Source organism: Neoakkermansia glycaniphila, from assembly GCF_001683795.1.
In the GTDB taxonomy this organism is placed as follows: Bacteria; Verrucomicrobiota; Verrucomicrobiia; order Verrucomicrobiales; family Akkermansiaceae; genus Akkermansia; species Akkermansia glycaniphila.
Genome location: NZ_LIGX01000002.1, coordinates 1 through 24555 on the forward strand (window position 1 = coordinate 1; position 24555 = coordinate 24555).

14 protein-coding genes and 1 tRNA gene are annotated in these 24555 nt (G+C 56.6%); 8 read left to right on the forward strand and 7 right to left on the reverse strand.

Annotated elements, in window-relative coordinates; all coding sequences use genetic code 11:
• Together AC781_RS00830 and AC781_RS13870 are read right to left on the reverse strand one after the other, a co-directional pair.
• On the reverse strand, positions 1–7167 hold a 7167-nt coding region (locus tag AC781_RS00830), incomplete at its 3' end, for a beta strand repeat-containing protein (RefSeq protein WP_176712471.1).
• A gap of 472 nt (positions 7168–7639) precedes the next feature.
• The gene (locus AC781_RS13870; protein ID WP_156850299.1) at positions 7640–7795 is read right to left on the reverse strand and encodes a hypothetical protein; all 156 of its coding nucleotides are present in this window, start codon (positions 7793–7795) and stop codon (positions 7640–7642) included.
• Between the two features lie 26 nt (positions 7796–7821).
• On the opposite strand from AC781_RS13870, the gene AC781_RS00835 reads away from it, so the two are divergent.
• Positions 7822–10080, forward strand: a complete 2259-nt coding sequence (locus AC781_RS00835) for a beta-hexosaminidase (protein ID WP_067771998.1) — start codon at positions 7822–7824, stop codon at positions 10078–10080.
• Between the two features lie 90 nt (positions 10081–10170).
• Here AC781_RS00835 and AC781_RS00840 read toward each other — a convergent pair whose 3' ends face one another.
• Positions 10171–12171, reverse strand: coding sequence for a heparinase II/III family protein (locus tag AC781_RS00840; RefSeq protein ID WP_067772788.1), 2001 nt, complete (start codon positions 12169–12171; stop codon positions 10171–10173).
• Positions 12172–12327: 156 nt separating this feature from the next.
• Positions 12328–12401: transfer RNA gene (locus AC781_RS00845), tRNA-Gln, on the reverse strand.
• 150 nt (positions 12402–12551) lie between these two features.
• Here AC781_RS00845 and prfA point away from each other — a divergent pair.
• From prfA to AC781_RS00860, 3 genes are read left to right on the forward strand one after another with little or no spacing between them, the layout of a single operon-like run.
• Positions 12552–13628, forward strand: a complete 1077-nt coding sequence (gene prfA / locus AC781_RS00850; protein ID WP_067772791.1) for a peptide chain release factor 1 — start codon at positions 12552–12554, stop codon at positions 13626–13628.
• Complete coding sequence (prmC, locus tag AC781_RS00855; protein WP_083076331.1) at positions 13625–14524, forward strand: peptide chain release factor N(5)-glutamine methyltransferase; 900 nt, start codon at positions 13625–13627, stop codon at positions 14522–14524. The genes prfA and prmC overlap by 4 nt, the downstream gene beginning before the upstream one ends.
• Before the next feature lie 8 nt (positions 14525–14532).
• Complete coding sequence (locus AC781_RS00860) at positions 14533–15174, forward strand: hypothetical protein (protein WP_067772002.1); 642 nt, start codon at positions 14533–14535, stop codon at positions 15172–15174.
• Between the two features lie 43 nt (positions 15175–15217).
• On the opposite strand, the gene AC781_RS00865 is transcribed toward AC781_RS00860, so the two are convergent.
• The 3 genes from AC781_RS00865 to clpB all read right to left on the reverse strand — a co-directional run bounded on the left by AC781_RS00865 (position 15218) and on the right by clpB (position 19816).
• Positions 15218–15754, reverse strand: coding sequence for a hypothetical protein (locus AC781_RS00865; RefSeq protein WP_067772004.1), 537 nt, complete (start codon positions 15752–15754; stop codon positions 15218–15220).
• A 29-nt stretch (positions 15755–15783) separates the two neighbouring features.
• Entirely contained in the window at positions 15784–17109 is a 1326-nt protein-coding gene (locus AC781_RS00870; RefSeq protein ID WP_141675659.1) for a hypothetical protein, read from the reverse strand.
• A 133-nt stretch (positions 17110–17242) separates the two neighbouring features.
• On the reverse strand, positions 17243–19816 hold the full coding sequence (clpB, locus tag AC781_RS00875; RefSeq protein WP_067772007.1) for an ATP-dependent chaperone ClpB: 2574 nt from the start codon (positions 19814–19816) through the stop codon (positions 17243–17245).
• 245 nt (positions 19817–20061) lie between these two features.
• On the opposite strand from clpB, the gene AC781_RS00880 reads away from it, so the two are divergent.
• The 4 genes from AC781_RS00880 to AC781_RS00895 all read left to right on the forward strand — a co-directional run bounded on the left by AC781_RS00880 (position 20062) and on the right by AC781_RS00895 (position 24445).
• Positions 20062–20700 (forward strand): L,D-transpeptidase, encoded by a 639-nt coding sequence (locus AC781_RS00880; RefSeq protein ID WP_067772010.1) that lies wholly within the window; start codon positions 20062–20064, stop codon positions 20698–20700.
• Positions 20701–20818: 118 nt separating this feature from the next.
• Positions 20819–21505: a M23 family metallopeptidase gene (locus AC781_RS00885; RefSeq protein ID WP_083076335.1), complete on the forward strand. Its 687-nt coding sequence runs from the start codon at positions 20819–20821 to the stop codon at positions 21503–21505.
• A 46-nt stretch (positions 21506–21551) separates the two neighbouring features.
• The gene (gene nadD / locus AC781_RS00890) at positions 21552–22142 is read left to right on the forward strand and encodes a nicotinate (nicotinamide) nucleotide adenylyltransferase (protein WP_067772013.1); all 591 of its coding nucleotides are present in this window, start codon (positions 21552–21554) and stop codon (positions 22140–22142) included.
• A gap of 194 nt (positions 22143–22336) precedes the next feature.
• Positions 22337–24445, forward strand: coding sequence for a glutamine synthetase III family protein (locus tag AC781_RS00895; protein WP_067772015.1), 2109 nt, complete (start codon positions 22337–22339; stop codon positions 24443–24445).
• Positions 24446–24555: the final 110 nt, after the last annotated feature.

Consider the following 24555-nt stretch of genomic DNA (forward strand, 5'->3'; position numbering starts at 1 on the left):
GCCGAAGACGATGTCGCCGATGTTCGCCGTCAGCGTTCCGTTCGTGGCAAACAGGCTGACTGTGGCCGAGTCGTTGCCGATGGCCGTTTTCAGCGCTGCCACGAGTTCGTCGGAGAGGTTGGCGGTGAAGGCGCCGTTGACAGTGAGGTTCGCTCCCGTGACGATGCTTTTCGCGGTGTCCGCACCTGCGCCGTTGATGCTGGCCGTTCCGGTGCCGAAGGTCAGGAAGGCCGTGTTCAGCGTTGCCGTACCCGTCAGGCCCGTGATGCGCGCTCCGCCGTTCGTGGTGCGGAGCGATGTGATTTTGGCGGCGTCCATGCCTCCGAAGTTCGTCGTCAGCGCACGGGCCACGTTGATGTGGACCTGTCCGATCGTTCCAGTCGCTCCCGTGATGTTGCCTCCCGTGACGGTGAGGGCGCCCATGTCGATCCCGTTCAGGTTCAGGCTGCCCGTGCCGTTCGTGCCGCCCGTCATGGCGATGGCGGTGGCGTTGTCCACCGTGCCGTTCAGGTCGCCCGAAGAGAGGGTGAGCGTGTGCGCTCCGCTCAGGCGGGAGGTGTCCGTCATGACAAGGTTGTTCATCGTGGCGTTCGCGTTGAGCTGGAGGCCCGTGCCGGCTCCGAGCGCGACATCCGTCGCTCCCAGTGTGCCGATGAAGGTGCCCGTGCCCGCGAGGTTGAGCGTGCTGCCCGCTACCTGTGCAATGGTGCCGGCCAGAGTGGCGTTGCCATCCGTGCTGAGCGTGGCGTTGCCCGTCATGGTGAGTTTGCCCGTGTAGGTGCTGGCGGCAGCTCCGAAGGTGAGGGTGCCCCCGTTGACGGTGGCATCGTAGCCGACGGCCGCATTGCGGTCGGTGAGCGTGCCCGTGAGGGTCATGGTTTTGTCGCCCAGCGCCAGCGTGAAGCCGTTGGCGAAGGTGGTGGTGCCCGTGAGGTTGAGGGCGCTCGCCGTGCCGTTGAGGGTGATGCTGCCGCTGTAGGTGGTGGCGCCTGCCAGTTCCAGTACGCCGTCAGTGGCGGTGATGGCGGCGGTCGTGAGCGCCGTCTGGCTGAGTTTGAGGGTGCCGGCTCCGCTCTTGGTGATGGCGGTGGTGCCCAGGTACTCGGTCCATGTGACGATGCCTGCCGCCTGCGAGATGTCGATGTGCGCGGCGGTGGAGCCCGCGGCCAGCGTCAGGTTGCCCGAGAGGATGTCGTCTTCCCAGCCCGAGGCGTTCGCCCCGTATTTCAGCGTCGCCCCATCGCTCATGGTGACGGTGCCCGTGCCCAGCGCTCCCGCCGTCCGGATTTCCGTCGTACCATCCCGAAGTTCTACATTCGCAAAGTGGTTGTTCACTCCTACAACCAAAGTGCCAGCACCGTTCTTCACCAATGACCCAGTCGTCGTGAAACCGGCGCCAGCATTGAAGTTGTAGGTATTATCCGCGGAGATACTGACAAGAATATCCTTCACGCTTAAGCCTGCCGTATCGACATTCAGCAAGTTTGTACCTTCTGCAGTGAAGGCGTCGTCGGTAAAATAGATACTGTCGGTCACAGTAGGCGGTCCGGTAATGCCCTGTTTCGTCCATGCGGTTGCCTGATTGGCGTCGGTCGTTTGCCCGCTCCACACATAGGCGTTGGCGAGATTCAGCCCCACCTTCAACCACAATTCGCCATTTGTCATGTACTCCAGCGTATAGGTCAGATCCGTGGTGGAAGCCGCTGCAGATACCATGGCATCCGTCAGTACGCCTCCATCCCACAGAGCCACCTTGAGGTGGTCGCCGATGGTGAAATCGGTCACTCCATTGAAATCAACGACCGTACCTGCCGGAGCATCCCCCCGGATATTCCAGAAGTTGTCGGCGCTCGTGTAATAGATTGTTCCCGTTTGAGAGAAGTTGCGAGTGTTCAGGGTCACGCCGTTACTGATGGTGATACCTCCCGCAGCGGTTCCGCCTGTACCGGCCGTCAGCACGGATGCACTGTTATCAATCCGAATCGCGCTTGTGACGGCAAACGTTCCCAGATTGATCGTACCCCCATCGGCCACGATTGTGCCCGTACCGGCAAATCCGGTGCTACCGGCGATAAGCGTACCGCCTTGCGCCTTGATCTCGCCCGTGAAGTTGGTTGCCGTACCGCTCAAGGTGATATTGCCGTTTTCGATCTCAATCACACCGTTGCCGCCCAGCGCACCGCCATACGTCAAAGCGTTCGAACGGTTGAAGATCAGGGTACCTGTCGCATCATCAGTACTGTACACATTGATGTTGCCCGACCACTGCCCCGTCGTACCGCCATTACCGATGGCTACGATACCTTCATGAACATCCAGATCCGCAGGGGAAGCGTTTGCACCGGTAAGGGTCAACCTGCCAGAGCCATGTTTGATAATGCCTATGTCGCGAGGTGCATTTTGCGCTTCGAAAACACCGGCAAAAACCGTATCCGTATCCTGCCTTAAAGTAATATACCTATAATTTTCACTGGTGGACGGATTTGTATTAAACCGCCCTTCAATGCGGCTGGAAGCATCACCGGAAAGACCGCCAAGAAGCAAGCCGTTCGCCTTGCCGTGGTAAGCGGATCCAAGCGTCATTTTGGTGGTCGCAGCCAGAACGATGGAACCATATTTGCCATCTACCGGAGCAAGAAATTGCGATCCATTCGCCTGATTCATGACCCACTGGTTGTTGGTGCTGTTCGTAGACAGAGTCAAGGTACCCGTAAAGGCATTGTTTGTCGTCAAGACAACCGGATTACCGGTATACACACAGGTAATGTTGCCGTTTCCTGCAAGTTTGAAATTGGTATTGACATTGCCAGAGCCACCCATGCCTGTCAGTGTCAGACGAGCATTCTGATCTGCGACATAGGATTGTGCATCAGCATATGCCACTGAAGCCGACGAACCTTCCTTGAGACGCAGAGTACCATTGCCGGTCACTGCCGACATCGTACCGTACTGCACATTTTCTCCGATAGACAGCGTACCGCTGTTCGCAATCGCTCCTGATCCGAGTACGCCAGCCGTGCCCGCCGTCAGCGATGCTCCGGCATTCACCGTAATGTTGCCGCTCAGTGTGGAACCACCCGTAGCCGAAGTGAAGGTATAATCGCCACCGCTTACCGTAATGCCAGCCGTTTGGAGCTGGCCTTGCAACACGATGTTCTTGATACCGGAAGCGGCAGTGAATTCCACGGTATCCATCGCATAGAACATCGAAGCATCGGTTCCGTTCAACCATGCTTCCGTGGCTTTACTGTCCCATACCTGTCCCGCCGTTCCATTCCAGACAAGATTGGCGGACGCTTTGGTACCCGTAACGGTCAGAACAAGATTCGTACCCGTCGCATCCCATGCAAGCGTTGCATTCTGGCCTCGAACAATCTGATCGGTATTGAATACAGTGGCAGCCGTGTTGCCTGCCACGGTCGATTTCAAGACGGTCAGCGTCTTTGCATTCGTCAGATTGGCAAAATCGAAATTGAAATTGAGCGTATTGGAGGCACCCAAGGCAGCTGTTCCCGTGTAGTTCAAAACACCGGGCGTATTCGCCGAAACGTTGATACCGAAACGTCCTGCACCGGATGTATAGGCAGCAAAGCTCACGTCAGTCGTTCCACCGACTGTCAGTTGGCCTCCCTGCATATTCAGGTTGGAAAGCGTACCCAGCGTACCGGTTACATTCAATGTGCCGTTGCGCACAATAACATTGCCCGTTAAAGCACTCGTTCCGCTTGCAACCAAAGTACCGACACCGTCTTTGACGAGTGTTCCCGCGCCGCTCAATGCCCCGCTGAGGGTAATCGTGCCGCCGGTACCCGTATAGGCTCCTGCCACAGTCGTTGCAGATGGGGCATAACGGTCCGTATTGAACGTCACGGTCGTACCGCCCGCAAACGCCAAATCTTTCGCGCCGGTCCAGTTGGTCGTACTATTCAAAATACCGATCGTACCTCCGTTCAAGGTCAGATTCGTCAATGACGTGCCGAAACCACCTGTACCGACGTTCATCATCGCACCTGCATTCAAGACGATCGTCGCCACCGAACCGGGTGTCCCTGCATTTCTGGTAATTTGCAGGGAATTGATATTAAAGATACCGCCATCATTAATCGTGAGCGTACCATTGCCGTCGCGCAGAGAAATGCCCGCATTCAGGACATTCAGGACGCCGGAAACCGTCATCGAATGATTACCGGGATAATTGGCCAGCATGAACGAAGCCACTCCGGCGGATGCATCATTCGTATTGCCCGTCACATTCATCACAATGCCACGATTGACAGTTGTCGCGCTGGCTCGGTTGTCAACGGCCATCGCAAAACGTCCCGTCGTCAACACACCGCGTTCCGAACCGTCGGCTGCACCCAAGGTCATATTGCCGGAAACATAGAAAGCCCCCGCGACAGACAATGAACCGTTGTTTACCAGATGCACCGTTCCCGCCGTATCGCTGCTGAACGCAAAGTTGCCTGTCACATTGGCATTGACTCCATCGGCAAATGTCACCTGATTGCTGCCAGCCAGCGCAAGACTGCCCATCGTTACGCTACGACCGGCAAACCTGACTGAAGAGCCGTTACCCGCATTCACAGTCACGGTACCGGCTGCATTGAATACATCGGATACGATGGACAGCGAGGAAGTAGAAGCATCAACGGATTCAGAAAACAGCGAGACGGCTCCTGCCGCCGACACATCGCCGGAGACAACACCCTGATTGCCGCCCCATACGCGCAACGTGCCCGCGCCCAGCATATTGATACGGCTGGCTACGGCTGCGCCATGCATCGTCAAAGCTGCATTGGCCTGCAATTCGATCGTACCGCCCGCATTCAACTGAGTCGGGCCCGTGTACAAATTCACGCCTCCGGCCAGTACAAGTCTGCCTCCGCTATTGAGTATCACTTGCGTCGTCGTTCCGGTTACTGAAGACAAGGTCATTGTGCCGCCTTGATTCACCGTATACAAAATAGTACCCAATCCCGCAGTCGTGAGGCTGGCATCCTGATTGACATTCAGACTGCCGTTACCCGTTACATTCCATGTGCCGTAAGCAGCCTGATTGAGAGCAAGCGTGCCGCCATCCAGCATCAACTGTCCGCCGCTTTGCATCACACCGCCATTGAGCGTCAAGGTGGCGCCGGTCGCCACTTTCAGCGTGCCGCCCGTCAGCGTCAACGAACCGTCGACGATCATATTGCCGCCGGCAATGGAAAAGCCATTGGCCGTCGAGCCGGAATACAACAGATTGTCGTTCACGGTGAACGTGTCGGTCACGGTCAATCGGTTGGCATCTCCGGCTACATCCTGCAGAATGAGGCCCCCGATCACGAGATCCTTTTGAAGGGTCACATTGCCGCCGACACGAATATATTCATGAGTCGGATCATTGACCGTGGCTCCGGTCAATTCGGGCAGCGCCATAAAAGCCAATTCGCCGGAAGCCTGCCGGGTAGCAACACCCGTACGAGTACCATCGGTCAGATACAGTTTCGCACCGGTCAAACTGTCGGCATACAGTTTCGCGACATTCAGATCATCGACGGATACCATCAGAATACCCGTACCGGATACATCGCCGAAGCGGGCTTCCGTTGCACCGGTCAGAACAAGCCTGTTCATGCCGTTGCCGACAACGACCGAACTGAAATTCTGATTGCCCGTCAGGTTCAGGCTGGTCGAATCAGACAGACCGAGATTGGCCATATTCATGGACGACGCCGTGGCCGTGAATGCACCGTTTGCAAATGCAATCGATGCCTGATTATTGACGGCCACATTCGCCAGGGTATGCGTACCGCTCATGGACAGAACCAAGGTACCGCCATTCACGGTGATATTGCCATTGAAATCAGGATTGGTTCCGGATAATGTCTGCGAACCGGTTCCGGACTTGACGATATTCACATCGGCAGCAATATTGCCGCCATACACGTAATCTCCCGTATTATTGATCGTCAGCGTATTTCCGGCCGTACCGTTCAGCACATTGCCTACACCGGAAAGCCCGGCGATCGTCGCATTCGTCGTACCGATCCAGAGGGCGGTATTCTGAGCCATATCGATCACCGCATTGCTGGCAGCTTCGTTATGTTGCAATACGAGGCGGCTGACATTCACATTGGTATTGTTCGTTGTCAGCCTGATGGTTCCCGTAAACGAACCGGCAGCATCCAGATAAAAGTTGTTGACGCCTGCGAGGTCTCCCGCCCCACGATTAAGTATGATCGTGCCGGCTCCATCCAGCTTGGTCAAATAATAATGCTTGGCCCATTGGCTGTTCAACGTGGCATTACTACCCGCCGCGAATTCAATACCCTGATTGAAGGTATAGGAACCGTCCTCGAAATGCAGCATGGATGTTCCCGACATTTTGACATGCGAACTGATGGCAACCGTCTGCGCCTTGTTGGATTGCGCGGCCGTCCAAAGATGCAGATTCATGCGACCACCATTCTGAATTTCGATCGTATTGCCCAAACCGCAAGTTGCCCCTGCTGCTGCCGCTCCCGTATTACCATTACCCCATGTCAAAGCCGCACTACCGGAAACGAGGATATTGCCCGTAAAACCGGCATGGTTGGTAGCATTCAATTTCACCGTGCCAGTGGCCCCGGGAGCAGCGATCTGCCATGTACCCGAACCCGTAATCGCATTATTCACAGTCAATGTATTACCATTCGCCACCGTGATCTTTGAACCGTCACTCAGAATATTGACCGTACCAGCGAACGTCGTATTACCTGTTATACGCAAAGCAGCTCCTCCGTATTCATTGGCTTCCGTAAACAAGGAACTGTCGCCCAAATGAAAATTGTTGTTCAGGGTCTGGGCACCATCGATCCACAACTGACCACCTGCTACATAAATCGTTCCAGCATTCGTCAATTGATTGGCAGTCATCAAATAACGACTTTGTGCAAACCAGACGGAATTGGCCGTAATCGGGCCATTGAGCGTCATTTGACGGCGAGCATAGGATCCCGCATTATTCGGATCCGTCAATGTCATCAACTTGATATCACGCCCCGTTGCCGTAATGGAGGATCCGGTATTGCCTTCGGTCGTATAATTGATCACCGAATTGGCTGTCACGGTAATATCGCCTCTCGAAGCCGTGCCTGAATTCACATTATCATACGTCACGCCATCCGGTCCGGGGAATGCAGCCATGGGCAACACGGCCGCAGAAAACGCGGTCGGTACCACATAGGACGATTCCCAATTCAAATCTTGGGAAGAAGCCGTAGCCGTTGTCGTACAACATACCGTAACGGCAAGGCAGGAAAGAATCGCTGTTCGCAACGCAAGGGGGAGATGCAATTTCATATGGATGAAAAATGAGGACTAAAATGAGAACTATTATAACAGGAGCTGATAATGCATTGTTCGAAAATCCGCATCAGAAACGGATAACCGCATGAATTTCAAGCGTTCCATACAATCACCCGATCCAGACACACCAAGACGGACACTCAATCCGACTTAATATAATTTCCGAACACAACGACTATAGCAAACGGAAAACTGTGTGTCAAACCATAACGTACAAAAAGAATACCGAAATAGCGACTCATGAGAAAAGAAATGATACCAAGCAACTACCAATGAAAAATGATTGATTGTATCCAAGGTGGATTCGAATTCAACCCATGATCATTTTTACTTTCAAATCAAGATCCCCCATGCGATGCAAACCAAAATCTTGTAAAACAACGGCCATGCAAAAATCCTCATTGTTTTCATTTTTTCTGAAATAAAACGCATGAATTCCACGTATTTTGAGGACGGATTCAGACATTCCGTTATTCGGAACGATATAAGATCATGAAAAAGAAAACCCTTCTGATGCTTGCCGCATGCGCGGCAGCTCCATTGATGGGGCAGGATGCCCGGCAAATTGCGGATTCGCTCACCATTCCGCAGATCGAAGCGGGCGCCAGGCAATTGCCCATGCCTCATGCACCCGGCGCGACAATCCAGCTTCTCGGAGCCGATTACGAACAGATTATCGACAGCAAGGGGAAAATAGCTCCCGTGCTTGCAGATACCCCGGTCAATGTCAGCTTCAAGGTCACCAAGGACGGCAAGGAAGCGGTCAGCAAGGACTATGAAATCATGCTGAAAGCCCCGGCAGCCGACCAGGGCAACCCCAAACCCCGCGTCATCCCGGAAATTCTCCAATGGAAAGGCGGCCAGGGCGCATACAAACCGGGCGATACCGTGACGATTGCCTGCTCCGACAAAAAGCTTGCCGAAACCTTTGTCGCCGATCTGGCGGACATTCTGGGCTGCAAGGTGAAGATCGTTGCTCCCGGCCAAAAGGCGGACATCTCCTTCGGCACCACCAAAGAAAGCAACATCGGCGAGGAAGGTTACACACTGGACGTCACGCCGAAAGGCGTCACCATCGCCGCTGCCACCCCCACGGGCCAGTACTGGGGTACCCGCACCCTGCTGCAGATGCTGCGCCAGAACAATGGCAGCATCCCTTGCGGCACCGCAGTGGACTTCCCCCGCTATCAGGTACGCGGTTTCATGCTCGATGTAGCGCGCACCCCCTACCCTCTCAGCTACATCAAGGATGTCATCCGCACCATGTCCTGGTACAAGATGAATGACCTCCATCTGGTCATCAACAACAACTACATCTTCCACGAACAGTATGTGGACAAGGGCCGCGACCCGTTCAAGGAAAGCTACACCGCCTTCCGCCTTGAATCCGACATGAAGGGGCCGGACGGCACTCCCCTGACGGCCAAGGATCTTTTCTACACCAAAAAGGAATTCGTCGACCTGATCAATTATGCCAAAAGCCGCGGCGTCAACATCGTCCCGGAATTCGACACCCCCGGCCACGCGCTTTCCTTCACCCGCCTGCGCCCGGATCTGATCTACAAGGGACCGATGAACCATGACAAGCGCCGCTGCGAGATGCTGGACGCCGCCAACCCGGAAACGATCAAGCTTGTCAGCCAGGTGTTTGACGAATACCTCCTGAAAGATCCCAAATTCGGCCGCCCTGTCTTTGAAGGCTGCGATGTCATCCATGTGGGTGCCGACGAATTCTACGGCGACAAGGAAGACTACCGCCACTTTGCCGACGCCGTCCTCAAACACGCGCTCAAGCGCGGCCATACGCCGCGCATCTGGGGCAGCCTCAGCACCAAGCCCGGCAAAACGCCCGTAGTCAGCAAAGGCGTACAGATGAACCTCTGGAACACCGGCTGGATGAAGGCGCAGGAAGCCGTCGATCTCGGTTACGACGTCATCAATACCAATGACGGCGCGCTCTATGTCGTACCCTATGCCGGTTACTACCGCATGGACAAGAACCACAAGGGACTCTACAACAACTGGATTCCCAACCGCATCGGCAACGAAACCCTGCCCTCCGGCCATCCCCAGCTCATCGGCGCATCCTTTGCCATCTGGAACGATGAAACGGACATCAAGCACTCCGGCTATGCTCCTTACGATATCTGGGGCATCGTCTCCGATTCCATGGACATCCTCGGGCAAAAGATGTGGGGCAAGGCCAAAGCTCCCGACACCTTCGAACAGCACCGCGAGCTCGTGGCTGCCATCGGCGATGCCCCCCGGACCAACCCGCTGCATAAATGGAAGGATGCCAAACCCTTCACCGTCACGCCCGGCAAGCTGCCCCAGCAGCTGAACCAGCCTGCTCTTGGCCCCAACTACCACCTCACGATGGAAGTTGAACTGGCTGCCGCCCCCGAAGGCAAGGAACAGGTTCTCCTTTCCGCTCCGGAGGGAGAATTGCTCGCCGTGATGAAAGACGGCACCATCGGCTTCCGCCGCGACGATACGCTTGAATTCTCCTTCGGCACCAAACTGCCCGTCGGCAAAAAGGTCAAGATCGAACTCATCGGCGAACCGGAAAACACCCGCCTGCTCATCGACGGCAAGTCCGAAGGCACCATGACGCTCAAGAGCTTCCGCAACCCGGACGAAAACTTCGGTCCCCGCACCAAGGGCGTGCGCTCCACCTTCGTTCTCCCCTTGCAGACGCTCGCACCTTCCTTCAACGGAAAGGTATTCAGCTTCAACGTGAACCCCTCATAATCCGGGGCAAGCATACCGCTTCTCATTCACCCAGCCCTGCAGGCCATGCTTGCAGGGCTTTTTCTTGCCGCATCCCCATCAACCGGCCATTCAAGGCCGATCCAGTTCATAGGCCAAAACACGGCTCTTTCCATCGACCGACACATTCACCTTCAACCCGTATTCATCGAATTTCGCATTGCCGAATTCCGCATGGAAACGGGGAACATCCCCCTTGGCATCCACCGGGCAAATGACCGTCACATAACGAACGGCTTCCTCGCCATCCTTCCTTGCATCGAACGAAATCCTCATCCGCTTTCTGCGGTTCCGGGATTTTTCGGAATACCATCCATCCTCCTGCCTCACGCTCATTCCTGCCGGGCCGAAACATTGCAGCATCATCCTGCTGCCGTCTTCAAACTGCGTGGAAAACGCCATCTCCCGGCTTGAGTGCACGATCTCCCCTTCAGGCATCTGGTAATGGAGATTCACCGTACCCACGGCCTTGCCATCCAGTTCATCCACAATCACGAAATAGCGGCCATCCACAAAGAAAACGGAGCGGCGATGCTTCAAATCCCTGTAACTCCGGTTCTCCGTCACAAGCACCTGCTCCTCCCCATCCGGCTGCCACAGCCGGGTCACGGATTCCGTATTTTCCAGATTCCTGTCGTCCAGCGTCGCGGTATTGTGCACGCACGTCTGGCGATGCCAGTCCCGCTGTTCCTGAATCTCCCCCTCGCCGCCGTACATATAGGAACCCGAATCCGGGAACAGCCTCCTGCCCTTGAACCACAGCTCGAACGTACCGTTATCCGGCTGATTGTGCCAGAAAGCCTTCGGCCCGGCCTTCACCACCATCTGCGTGGCATCCATCCCCCAGGAATTGCGGAAAACGAAAAAACCGGAATCGGGGAAACCCTTCGACAAGTAACCCGGAAGCGCACCTTCCCTGCCTTCAGTGGCAAAATACCTGATGGCCTCATTTTTCGGAAAAAGATCGCTCCAAACCCGATAATTGCGCAGCATCACCCTTCTGCCATGCAGCTTGGCATCGCTGAAACAGGGATTGGAGTAATCGGGAAAAGAGATATTGGCGTGGAACATGATCATCTTTTCAATCACATCCGAATAACCGAGAGGAAACTCGTCGCGGAACCCGTTCTTCTCGGCAAGCTCCAAGGCCTTCCGAAAAAGATTGATGGATGCGAGATGATAACCCGGATCAAGCTCCATCTGGCCGCCGTCTTCGTAAACCTGTGCCGTAATCTCTCGGTTCAGGATATTGATGCCGCTTTTCCTCCATGCCGCAGCATCCCTGAATTCGTGGAAAAAGGAACCTGCCGCGATCATACGCTGGGATTCGAACAGCAGGTGGTTGCCCCGTTGCGAATAATGCCCCATGATATGTGCGGCATGCCGGTGGTAATTCACCAGAAATTCCGTCAGAAACTCAGGCGTGAAAGAAGGCGAATCCAGAAACAGCCGGAACTGCATGATCTGATCCTGCAGGCGGTGGCTCACCTCCAGAGACCGCCAGGCAAAACGCATATTTTCCACTTCATCAATCTCACCTTGGCTGCCCTGCCGCCTCTTCTTCCTTTCTTCATCCGACAACAGCGGATTCTTCCTGATCCAGTCCCTGTACTGATGCACCCACGCCTCGGCATACATCTCTTCCCCCGACATGCGGTAGGCCTTCCCCAGCGGCGTAAACCACTTGTGGCGATGCAACTGCCAGCGCAGCTCATTATCCCTGACCGGCCAATACGTCCAATCGATCTCTTCTCCGTAAAACAGCGAATCCTGACGCACGCCGCGCACATAAAAAATGTGCTTCACCGCATCGTTCGCCCAATGTTCCTCCTCTTCCGAAAGGGACACCTTCCCCGGAATCCTGACACCTGCACGATTCCGGTAGTAAGCGAGCAAGGCTTTTGCAGCCTCATGATCCTTTCCTTGTTCGTGGAGGGCCTTCACATCTTCCAGCCCCGGACGGTCGAGATCAAGCAAGGCGAACGCCTCGCGCCGGATCACACGGACATCCTCCCCTGCTGCCAGACCCAACCATACGGCAAGCAAACATGCAAAAAAAATCATCGTTTTCATCATTCCATCCGGTTCATTGCATTCGGCACACCTGTTCACCGTGGCATACCGTTTACCATCATACCGCGCAGCCCCATGATGTCGATCCCAAAATACCGCGCCGGATGCAGGCGGAAGAAACAACAAAACCCGGCGCACAGCCGGGTTTCAAAAAGTTGGTAGTCCTACCAGGATTCGAACCTAGAATAACGGAATCAAAATCCGGTGTGTTACCATTACACTATAGGACTACGAATGACTTGCCCGTTACCGGGGTCAAGTGCGCGCGCATTTAATCACACTTGCTGCAAATTGGCAAGATAAAAATTGCATTTCTCAAAATTCCCTTGAGGGAAAGCGCGTTTCCCTGTACACTCGCCGCAGACATTTTCCCCCTTCTCATGGATTACAGCCCCCTGATCGAAAAACGCCGCGCAAGACTCTCCGAACTGGAGGCCCTGATTGCGGCCCCCGATTTCTTCAACGACCAGAAACGGGCATCGGAACTGATGCGCGAACACCGCCGCGTACAGGAGCTGATGCAGGATTGGGACCAGCTGCTCAAATGCCGCCGCGAACTGGAAGACAATCAGGAACTCTCCAAAAGCGACGACGAGGAAATGGCCGAAATGGCCCGCATGGAAATCGAACCTCTCGAACAGGAAATCTCCCGGCTGGAAGAAAAAGTGCAATACAGCCTCCTGCCCCGCGATACGACGGAAGACCGCGACGCCATCGTCGAAATCCGCGCCGGAACGGGCGGCGACGAAGCCTCCCTGTTCGCCGGGGATCTCCTCGGCATGTACCAGCACTATTCCGAAGCGAAAGGCTGGAAATTCGAACTGATGGAAGCCAGCCCGTCGGATGTCGGCGGGTTCAAGGAAGCCGTCTGCCGCATATCCGGCGAAGAAGTATTCCGCTTCATGAAGTACGAGAGCGGCGTGCATCGCGTGCAGCGCGTCCCCGCCACGGAGACGCAGGGCCGCATCCACACCTCCACGGCCACGGTCGCCGTCCTCCCCGAAGCCGAAGAAGTGGACATCGAAATCCGCCCCGACGACCTTCGCATCGAAACCTGCCGTTCGGGCGGCGCAGGCGGCCAGCACGTCAACCGCACGGAATCCGCCGTCCAGATCTTCCACCTTCCTACCGGCCTGATGGTACGCTGCGAAGAAGAACGCAGCCAGATGAAAAACCGCGAAAAAGGCATGCGCATTCTTCGCGCCAAACTCTTCGAAGCCAAACAGCGCGAAGAGCATGAAAAGTACTCCTCCCAGCGGCGCAGCCTGATCGGCTCCGGAGGCCGCGAAGAAAAAATCCGCACCTACAACTTCCCGCAAAGCCGGATGACTGATCACCGAGTCGGGTACACATCCTACAATCTGGACGGCATCCTTGCCGGACAAATCAACGAAGTGATCGCCGTACTCCAGCATGCGGAGATGCAGGAACGCCTTGCCGAAGAGGGCCTCGCATGATGAAAACGGTTCTCGAAGTGCTGAATGCCGGCACGGCCTACCTCTCCGGCAAAGACTGTGAAGACGCGCGCCACTCCATGCAGAGGCTCATGGCCCATGTACTGCAATGCGACAAGACCTGGCTGTACCTGCACCATGAAGACGCCGTCCCGGAAGACAAGCTCGTTCCCCTTCGAGAACTCATGAAAAGGCGCGGCTCCGGCGAACCGCTGCAGCACCTGCTCGGCACGACGGAGTTCTACCGCCGCGACTTCATCACCGATGCGCGCGCCCTCGTCCCACGCCCCGAAACGGAAGAACTGGTCGAACTGCTGCTGAAACGCATCTCCCCCCGCCCCGGCATGCGCATTCTGGACATGGGCACCGGCTCCGGCATCATCGGCATCACGCTGGCCCTCGAACTCGCCGCCGCCACCCCCGACGTCACGCTCGCGGACATCTCCCCGCAGGCTCTCAGCCTCGCGCTGGAAAACGCCACAGCTCTCGGCGCGAAGGTACGCACCTTCCGCAGCGATCTCTTCTCCGCCTGGCAGCAGGAAGCGGATGCGGAACACGCCCCCGTTCCGCCGCCGGAACGCTTCGACCTCATGGTGGCGAACCTCCCCTACATCCCCGATGCCGAAGAACTGTCCGCAGAAGTGCTGCACGACCCCCACTCGGCCCTGTTCGGCGGTGCGGAAGGCACGGAAATCATCGAACGCTTCCTTCGGGAAGCCCCTGCCCGACTGGCTCCCGGCGGCATCGTCGCGCTCGAAATCGGCCACGATCAGGGAGATGCCGTCCTGTCCATGATGCAACGGCTCGGATACAGGCACGCGGAAGTGCTCGCCGACCTGAACGGCATCCGACGCTTCCCCATCGCGGGCGCACCCGCCATCCCGTCCCAAGAACCGTAACGCCCGCCATGTGGCTCATCTATCCGATCGTCAAGAAAATCGTCGCCCGCATCGGCTGGATCGTCTCCATCGTCGCCATTCATTGCGCCGTCTTCAGCCTGCTGGAAGCATTGCTCTTCATCATCGGCTCCACCTTCGGCAGCAGCCTGTGCCTGCGGGGCGGCTTCCTCTTCGACTTCGTCTCCCAGCGATTCTACATGTGGCTGCTGATTTTATGCGGCATTCTGGCTCCATGGTGCTGCCTCGTGCTGCTGGCGAAAGGCGGCAATGCCATCATCCGCATCTTTGCCTACATGGCGGCATTCTTTTCGCTCATTCAGCTGGCGGACACCCTCTACCTGCTCTTCACCGGGCAATACCACAGCATCATCGACGGGCAGTTGTTCTACAGCATCCTTTCCGGAACCATGCTGGCCGTCACCATCCTGGCCGCCCTGCCGTACTATGATGCAGCTCCCCGCCCGTTGAAAATCAGGCTTGTCGCCGTGGCCACCCTTCTGGTACTTGTACCGATCGCGACTCCTGTGCCCGATTATCCGTGGCTCGTCTTCGTCCAGTGCGCGCTGAAAATCGCGCTGTGCCTCCCGCTGTTCCGTGTCGCCCGCGTTCTGTCAAAAAACGCACCGCACATCGCCGGCCTGCCCGAATAAGCAGCTGGAGCCGTGAACCGCAGCGGGCACGCAGCAACCAGCATCATTCTTCCGGGAATACCCAGCCCAGAATCCTGCAATCCTTATCCAGCAGGCAATAATAATGTTTCACGCCTGTGCCCATGGAAAACGTTTGATCATAAATCGATCGCGTTCTCACAGGATAAATATACTCCACCAACTGCTCAGAATGACTGGAATCACACCACACAGCTTTTTTCATATCTACATCAGCATACTCCGATAAAATGATTTTACAAGCAAATGGTTGCAAAAGAGATTTAGCTTCTTCCAGTGTGATAGACTCTTTTTTATATTTATTGTGCTTATTGCCCATTTCGATTCTGAATTCCTGAAAATTCTTGAACCGAGCATCTATCATACCTTCTACATCCGAAGGAGTCAGATCATAAGGATCCAGCATAATTTTTACATAAAGAACACCCCAAATCCAAATAGGAGCAGTCAGCACCAACGGAACACCCAGAAAAAGCATCCAAAAAGCGACTTTCTTCAGAACTCTCCAGCCTTTTGAACCCTGTTTTTCGACTTCTACCTTGTTTTCTTCCTCTTTCATCATCGTTCTATTCTATCGGATCTTTGCAAGGCTCACAGTATCGGCGTCGGGATCGTGATGGGATCACCGGTCGTTACTTCAGCCCCGGGAGTGCCGGGCGCAAGCTTCGGGGTCAGGCTGACCATGATCTTCACCTGTTTCGAATGGGGGAAGATGCGGTAATCATAGATTTCGTATTTCCGGAGAAAACTTGATGTTTCGCCCGGCTTCAGCGTCACGGACGGAGCATCTTCCGCCTTGTCCTGTTCCACGAGTGCCCCCTTCCATGAGTCAGCGTTATCACCGGAGAAACGATACACGAAAGTACCCCAGCCTTGCGGCAAAGCAATGGGTTCTGTTCCCCGGTTGCTGACGGTCACCTTCAGATTCATCACAGCCATACGCCCCTCTTCCGCGTGATTCCCTTCATGCTCAAGCGAAATTTGCAAGGGAGCCTCCGGACGACGGAGAGGTACAGGATACAATTGGGCGGCGAATCCCTGCCCATCGACGACCCACACCTGATTGTCGGACAAAAGAACATCGTGTCCCATGCCGTTTAGCCTGTTGGTCAGCATGTTTTCCCCGGTAGAAAGACTGACGACATTCAAATGATCGCACCACCGCATGCCGAAATGCGTAACGACGGTATCATCATTCAGCCATGACGACCGCTCCAGATCCACACTCAAATACTCGTTTTCCTCACTGGGACGAGCCGCGGACGGTCGGAATTCCCCCGTCACCGGATGGAGCCATGCCAACGCCTCCTTACCTTCGGCTCCGGCATACCGGATGGCCAGCCAGCCTTCAGCATTCGGAAGGGGCGTCGCATCGTGCAAGGAAAACGCTTCATCTCCCTTCCATGCCACGCGCCGTTCCTGCCCGGGCTTGCCGGGAAAAAAGAAGACACGCCCGAGAGAATTTGCCATGCCAAGCGTCTCGTCGATCCTGCGCCAATATGTTGTGTACGTATCGGAAGGAAGCATCAGGCAACGGGGAGGCGGTTCCTTGGTATAATCCTTCTCCGTCGTAAACCGGGGCAAAGCCTGCACCTGTCGCACGATGTCCGGAGGAGACGGCAGGATCACACGTTCGAAAGGTTTCAAAGAATCGTTCGTTTTGCGGTAAGCGTAATACCCCTTGGCGAATGCTTCCCGCCAATCGTCTCCCGTAACGCCAGCGGCCTGTCCGGCCTGATCATAGTAGATGGAATAGCCGACATACCCGGGCAAATCCGGAGACAGGGCATCCACACTATATAAATGCCCCTCCTTGACGATATACACAGGCATTTTTTCCCAGGGAGACGACTGTTCGGCATGCACGGAACATGCCAAAGCACAAATACTTGCAAAGAAAGATAAGGTAGCTTTCATACTGGTATAAGTATAGCTCCTTCCCGTAACACTCCGTAATCTCGGATTGTGTCATGCAACAAAATGCCGCACCCGGCCTTTCGACCGGGTACGGACAATAAAAGAGCCATCAGGGGCAAGCCTGCCTCGCCCATCAGTTGAACACGATCTTGCTGTCATGCACATCCACATGGATCGTGCTGCCATCCGGGAATTTCCCGGCGAGAAGCTGCATGCTGAGCGGGTCAAGCAGGTCGTGTTGGATGGCGCGCTTGAGCGGTCGCGCGCCATAGACGGGATCGAAACCGTGTTCGGCGATGAGTTCTGCAGCGGCATCGCTGAGTTCGAGCTTGAGGCCCTTGTCTTCGAGGCGCTTGCGCACGCGCTTGAGCTGGATATCGACGATCTTCTTCAACTCGTCGGCTCCGAGCTGGTCGAAGATGATGGTTTCGTCGATGCGGTTCAGGAACTCCGGCCGGAAATGGGCACGCAGAGCCTCCATGGCCTTCTCGGAACGTTTGACGGGATCCGGCTCGTTCAGAATGTACTGGCTGCCGATGTTGGAGGTCATGATCAGCACGGTGTTGCGGAAATCGACCGTGCGGCCCTGCCCGTCCGTGATGCGTCCGTCGTCCAGCACCTGCAGCAGGACGTTGAACACATCGGGATGCGCCTTTTCTATTTCGTCGAAGAGGACGACGCTGTACGGGCGGCGGCGAACGGCTTCCGTAAGCTGGCCGCCTTCATCGTAGCCGACGTATCCGGGAGGCGCTCCGATCATGCGGGCCACGGAGTGTTTCTCCATGTATTCCGACATGTCGATGCGCACCATGGCGGCTTCATCGTCGAAGAGGAATTCGGCGAGAGCCTTGCACAATTCCGTTTTGCCGACACCCGTGGGGCCGAGGAAGATGAAGGAACCGAGCGGCCTGTTTTCATCCTGCAGCCCGGCGCGAGCGCGGCGCACGGCATCCGACACGGCGCGGATGGCTTCCTTCTGGCCGATCAGGCGTTCACCGAGGCGTTCTTCCATGTGGATCAGCTTTTCACGTTCGCCTTCCTGCAGGCGCGCAGCGGGAATGCCCGTCCATGTGGAGACGACCTTGGCGATGTCGGACTCGGTGACTTCTTCCTTCAACAGGCCGTCGCCGGAAGACTGGAGGGCCGCCAGTTCCTTCTGGGCCTCTTTGGCTTCCTCTTCGGCCTTCGGAATCTCCCCGTACATGATCTCGGAAGCCCGGCGCAGGTCGCCGAGCCGCTGGGCGCGCTCGACCTCGGTGCGGAGCTGGTCGATGCGTTCCTGGGCGGAACCCACCTTGTCGATCACGGCCTTTTCGCTCTGCCACTGGGCAATCATGGAATCGGCCTTTTCCTTCGTGTCAGCCAATTCCTTGGTAATCTTTTCCAACCGTGCCTTACTGTCGTCATCCTTTTCCTTCGCGAGAGCCTGCCGCTCCATTTCGAGCTGCATGGCTGTGCGGTTCAAGGCATCGATGTCGGAAGGCATCGAGTCGAGTTCGATCTTCAGGCGGGCGGCGGCTTCGTCCACGAGGTCCACGGCCTTGTCCGGCAGGAAACGGTCGGAAATGTAGCGGTCGGAAAGCACGGCGGCGGCTACGATGGCCGAATCCGTAATGCGGACTCCGTGATGCACTTCGTAGCGTTCCTTCAGACCGCGGAGAATGGCGATGGTATCTTCCACGCTCGGCTCGCTGACGTAAACGGGCTGGAAGCGGCGTTCCAACGCGGCATCCTTCTCGATATACTTACGGTACTCGTCCAGCGTCGTTGCACCGATCGTCCGGAGCTCGCCGCGTGCTAGCGCAGGCTTCAGCAGGTTGGCCGCGTCCATGGCTCCTTCGCCTCCGGCACCAGCCCCCACGAGGGTATGCAGCTCGTCGATGAAGAGAATGATCTCCCCATTGGAATCGGTCACTTCCTTCAGAAAGGCCTTCAGGCGCTCTTCAAACTCGCCCCGGTACTTCGCTCCGGCCAGCATGGAGCCGATATTCAGCGAGATGAGCCGCTTGCCCTTCATGCTTTCCGGCACGTCGCCGTTCACGATGCGCCGTGCGAGGCCCTCCGCAATGGCGGTCTTGCCCACGCCGGGTTCACCGATCAGCACAGGGTTGTTCTTCGTGCGGCGGGAAAGGATCTGGAGCACGCGGCGGATCTCCGTATCACGGCCGATCACCGGGTCGATCTTGCCTTCACGGGCACGGGCTGTCAGGTCGGTACCGTATTTTTCCAGAGTCTGGTACTTGTCTTCCGGTTCCTGATCGGTCACGCGCTGGCTGCCGCGCACCTCCTTGAGGGCGGCCAGATACTTGTCGCGCGTCAACCCGGCGCGTTCGAGAATGCGGCGCAACGGATTGTCGGAAGCGAACACCCCCAGAATGAAGTGTTCGACGCTGAGATAATCGTCTTTCAGGGATTCGCGCTCGCGGTCGGCAGCATTCAGAATGCCATCCAGCTCCGTGCTCAAGCCCGGAGAAGCGACCTGTCCCGACTGACGGGGAGCGCGGTCGAGTTCACTCTTCACTTCCCGGATCAAATCGCGGGGTTCGACTCCGGCTTTGCGAAGCACCGGAACGAGAATTCCTCCCTCCTGCTCCAGCAAAGCGAGCATCAATTCCGCAGAAGATATCTGGGGACGCCCGGCAGCGGCAGCGGATTTCTGCGCTGTCTGCAAGGCTTCCATAAATTTCGTCGTTAGATTGTTCGTCATGCTTTTTATGACACCGATTACAGCCGTTACGTTGAATTCCGAATGATGGAAAAATGATTTTTCCTGCAATTTTACAGTGTAGTCCTTTCGCCGCACCGGAAGGCGAAAAAGGCATTGCCTGCGCCCTGCGGCAACGACGCCGGAAAACACCGAGGAAGGACTTCTCTATATCCTTGTCAAAACGAAAAAAACCTGCTACCATGCGCCCGGAAATCAGGCGATTCCACACTTTTCCTTTGACGGTCATGAAATTATACAAACGCAATATTGCAGTCTTGCTGGCCTGCACGGTTTTTGCCATCCTTGCCCCTTCGTGCCAGAATGCGGCCCGCCCCATCACTGCGGCCAAGCGGAATGAAAACGCAACCAGACCGTTTACACATACCAATTTCATCAACAGCCCGGATTACCGCTTCACCCGGGATATGTGGAGCAACGACGACCGCCTCGCCGCCGCCAACGGAAAAAATTCGCGCGTCGATATCCTGGTGGGCGTACAGCGCGGCCGCCTGTACGTCAACGATGAAATAGCTTTGGATTTCCCCGCCTGCACCGGCAAGGCCGGCCACGAAACCCCGCTCGGCTCCTTCCGCATTCAGGAAAAGGACCGCGACCACCACTCCAGCTCCTACGGCTACGTCGTGGACCATAAGGACGACACCGTCAACGCGGACGCCACCCCTTCCTCAAAAATCCCACCGGGCGGACGCTACATCCCCGCTTCCATGCCCTACTGGATGCGCATCAACGGCCCGGTCGGCTTGCATGAAGGCGCCGTGTACCGCGATTCGAATTCCCACGGCTGCGTTCGCATCCCCGTTGAAGCCTGCAAAATTCTCTTTAACAAGCTGACGGTCGGGTCGCGCGTCAACGTCCTTCCCTGACCTTGACGAAAGAACGGTTTTTTGCGGAAAAGCGGACACGTCTCCGTCCGACCGGAAGAACCTCTCTTCGAACGGAAAAAACAGTTGAAAAAGCGCAGGATTCTGGTAGTATGCGCTCGTGAACTTTTTCTCCCGTTTCATGATGGGGCTGGCAGTGTGCTGCCTGACGTCGTCGATCGTGATGACGGCGCAGGGCGTCGAAATGGCTCCCAAGACGAAAGACGGCAAATTCGCCGTCGTGCCCCTTTGCGACGGATTCGATTACCCGGTCGGCAAGCCGAACGGCGACGGCTACTATAAATCGCGCGGCCTGCGCCTCGCCTCCCCCCGGCATCTGGGAGAGGACTGGAACGGAGCCGGAGGACGGGATTCCGACCTCGGCGACCCCGTTTACACCATCGGCACCGGAGTCGTCACCTATGCGGACGATCCCCGCGGCGCATGGGGCAAGGTCGTCATCGTCCGCCATGCCTTCCGCGAACCGAAAAGCGGCAAGGTACTTTGCTGCCAGACGCTCTACGCCCACCTCGACGAAATCAGCGTCAAACTCGGACAGATCGTCCGGCGCGGCGACAAGGTCGGCACCATCGGCACGGCAGAAGGCCGCTATCCCGCCCATCTTCATGCCGAGCTGCACTTCAATATCGATGTCAACTGCGGCCAGCAGGGAATCCCCAAAACCAAGAGAAACTACGGGGAGCTCGAACCTTTCATCAAGCGCTTCCGCCGCTTGAACCCCGAAACCAAGCAAGTACGCGTACCCGTAGGCGGCTTCCTCCCCTACAAGGGAACCGAAGGCATGTAACCCACCCGGCAACACACCAACCGGCGACCGCCATGACCTTCCCGCGATGAAAACATGCCTGTTCGGAGGATCCTTCGATCCCGTACATGAAGGCCACATCGCCATCGCACGGAGGGCTTATGAAACCTGCGGACTCGACGAAATCGTCTTCCTTCCCTGCGCCCAGTCTCCGCTGAAGGAAACGAGCCCCTTCCTCTCCGACAGCCAGAGAATCGACTGCCTTGAAAAAGCGCTGAAAGACTGCCCCTGGGCGCGCATCGACACGCTCGACCTCCACATGCCACGGCCTTCCTGGAGCTGGCGGCTGATCGAACGCTGGCGCGAACTTCATCCCGGCCACGACCTCTACTGGCTCATGGGTACCGACCAGTGGGAAGAACTTGAGCAATGGGGCCGCTGGCAATACATCGCCTCCATGGTCACCTTCATCGTCCACCACCGGGGCACGGCTCCGCGGCCTCGCCCCGGCGTGGAAGCCCTCTTCATCGACGGCCACCACCCGGCCTCTTCCAGCGCCATCCGGCAAAGCCTTACCTCGTCCAGCCCCTTTCCTTCCGGCTGGCTCCACCCTTCCGTCGCCAGTGAGTTGAATATACATCGTCCACCGGACAATCAGAAAAACCTTCCACCTGAATGACAAATTTGTCGCACAAAAATGTAACATCTAAACCGGACGAATTTTCAAATATGACAAAATTGTCATCTCATCACTTTCACATTCATTTCCGATAAACTTTTCATCCACTACATTATCAACATTTTAACAAATAATTAAAAAAGTTGGCACGCCATTTGCTATAAAACAAGCGTCTCACACAACACATTCCCACCATGCACCACTCAGAATCGAAAAGACACGTCACGAACTCCATCACGCAGATGCTCGACGAGCAATACGCATGCGATGTTTTCAGCATCAAGATCATGCGTAGCTACCTCTCGAAAGGTGTGTACAAGAAGTTCATGGAAACCATGCGCAAGGGCCACAAGCTCGACCCCAGCATCGCCAATGAAATCGCCCAGGCCATGAAACAGTGGGCCGTGGATCATGGCGCCACGCACTATGCACACTGGTTCCAGCCGTTGAACGGTTCTACAGCGGAAAAGCATGACGCCTTCCTCGAACCCGATGCCGAAGGCAACCTCATCCTCGAATTCACGGGCAAGAACCTCGTCCAGGGCGAGCCGGATGCCTCCTCCTTCCCCTCCGGCGGCCTCCGCGCCACCTTCGAAGCCCGCGGCTACACCGCATGGGACCCCACCAGCCCGGCCTTCATCAAGCGCACGCCCAACAGCGCCACCCTCTGCATCCCGACCGCCTTCTGCTCCTACACCGGAGAAGCCCTCGACAAGAAAACACCGCTTCTGCGCTCCATGTGCGCCGTCTCCCGGCAGGCATCGCGCGTCCTCGCCTGCTTCGGCCGCCCGGAACTCGAAGTCGTCTCCAACCTCGGAGCGGAACAGGAATACTTCCTCGTAGACAAGGAACTGTACAAAAACCGCCCCGACCTCATCATGTGCGGCCGCACCCTGTTCGGCAATGTCCCGCCGAAACACCAGCAGATGGAAGACCACTACTTCGGCTGCATCAAGGACCGCGTCCTCGAATACATGACCGCAGTGGACCACGCCCTGTGGCGCCTCGGCATCCCGGCCAAAACGCGCCACAACGAAGTGGCTCCCGGCCAGTTCGAAATCGCACCGAACTACGAACAGCTCAACGTTGCCGTAGACCACAACATGCTCATCATGGAAGTCCTCCGCAAGGAAGCAGCCAAGCACGGCCTCGTCTGCCTGCTGCATGAAAAACCCTTCGCGGGCATCAACGGTTCCGGCAAACACAACAACTGGTCTCTCAGTGCGGACGGCCTCGGCAGCATCTTCAACCCGGGCAAGAACCCGCATGAAAACGCCATCTTCCTGACCTTCCTCGCCGCCGTCATCGAAGCCATCGACCTGCACGCCGACCTGCTCCGCGCCTCCATCTCCAAATACGGCAACGACCACCGCCTCGGAGCCAACGAAGCGCCGCCCGCCATCATCTCCATCTTCCTCGGAGAACAGCTCGAAGAAATCATCCAGCAGATCAAGCAGGGTGGAGCCACCTCCTCCAAGGCCAGCGGAACCATGAACGTAGGGGTCGATACCCTGCCCGACCTGCCGAAGGACACCTCCGACCGCAACCGCACCTCGCCCTTCGCCTTCACCGGCAACAAGTTCGAATTCCGCGCCGTCGGCTCCTCGCAGACCTGCGCCTGGCCGATGACCGTACTGAACACCATCGTGGCCGAATCCCTCGACCGCATCGCCAGCATCCTCGAACCCGTCGCCGGAAAGCCCGAGTTCCAGAAAACGCTTCAGAAACTCCTGCAGGACATCATCGTCAAGCACGACCGCGTCATCTTCAACGGAGACGGATACAACGACGCCTGGATCGAAGAAGCGGAACGCCGCGGCCTGCCGCACATTCGCACCACCACGGAAGCCCTCAAGGTACTCGACTCCGCCAAAACACTCGCCCTCTTCACCAAGTACGGCGTGATGAATGAAGCCGAAATCCACGCCCGCCGCGAAGTGCAGGAAGAAATCTACGTGAAGGAAATCGCCATCGAGGCCAAGACCGCCATCGACATGATCGAAACGCTCTACCTCCCGGCCGTCACCAAACAGATGAAACAGCTTGCCGAAACCATCACGGCCATCAAGGCCAGCGGCATCTCGGCAGGCCTCGAAGCAGCTGTCTCCACCGCCAACAAGGTAGGTGCGCTGTACGACCAGCTCCCCGGCCTCCTCGACAACCTCCGCGCCTCCCGCACCAAGACCAGCGAAGACATCAAAACGGCTCTCGAAGATGCCCGCAAGGTGATCGACGCCCTTGAAAAGGCAACGGCCGACAACCTGTGGCCCGTACCGAACTACGACCAGCTTCTCTTCATCTGATCAGGCAGGCATCGCCTGAGAAAAGCTCATTCAGCCGTCCGATGCCAACGCGTCGGACGGCTTTTTCATCGCCCAACAGATAGACAACCACCAGACAACCTTTCCCGAAC

Bases quoted from the DNA above. Each gene is read 5' to 3' on its own strand.
- AC781_RS13870 (WP_156850299.1), bottom strand. From the start codon at position 7,795: ATGTCTGAATCCGTCCTCAAAATACGTGGAATTCATGCGTTTTATTTC.
- AC781_RS00835 (WP_067771998.1), top strand. From the start codon at position 7,822: ATGAAAAAGAAAACCCTTCTGATGCTTGCCGCATGCGCGGCAGCTCCA.
- AC781_RS00840 (WP_067772788.1), bottom strand. From the start codon at position 12,171: ATGAAAACGATGATTTTTTTTGCATGTTTGCTTGCCGTATGGTTGGGT.
- prfA (WP_067772791.1), top strand. From the start codon at position 12,552: ATGGATTACAGCCCCCTGATCGAAAAACGCCGCGCAAGACTCTCCGAA.
- prmC (WP_083076331.1), top strand. From the start codon at position 13,625: ATGATGAAAACGGTTCTCGAAGTGCTGAATGCCGGCACGGCCTACCTC.
- AC781_RS00860 (WP_067772002.1), top strand. From the start codon at position 14,533: ATGTGGCTCATCTATCCGATCGTCAAGAAAATCGTCGCCCGCATCGGC.
- AC781_RS00865 (WP_067772004.1), bottom strand. From the start codon at position 15,754: ATGATGAAAGAGGAAGAAAACAAGGTAGAAGTCGAAAAACAGGGTTCA.
- AC781_RS00870 (WP_141675659.1), bottom strand. From the start codon at position 17,109: ATGAAAGCTACCTTATCTTTCTTTGCAAGTATTTGTGCTTTGGCATGT.
- clpB (WP_067772007.1), bottom strand. From the start codon at position 19,816: ATGACGAACAATCTAACGACGAAATTTATGGAAGCCTTGCAGACAGCG.
- AC781_RS00880 (WP_067772010.1), top strand. From the start codon at position 20,062: ATGAAATTATACAAACGCAATATTGCAGTCTTGCTGGCCTGCACGGTT.
- nadD (WP_067772013.1), top strand. From the start codon at position 21,552: ATGAAAACATGCCTGTTCGGAGGATCCTTCGATCCCGTACATGAAGGC.
- AC781_RS00895 (WP_067772015.1), top strand. From the start codon at position 22,337: ATGCACCACTCAGAATCGAAAAGACACGTCACGAACTCCATCACGCAG.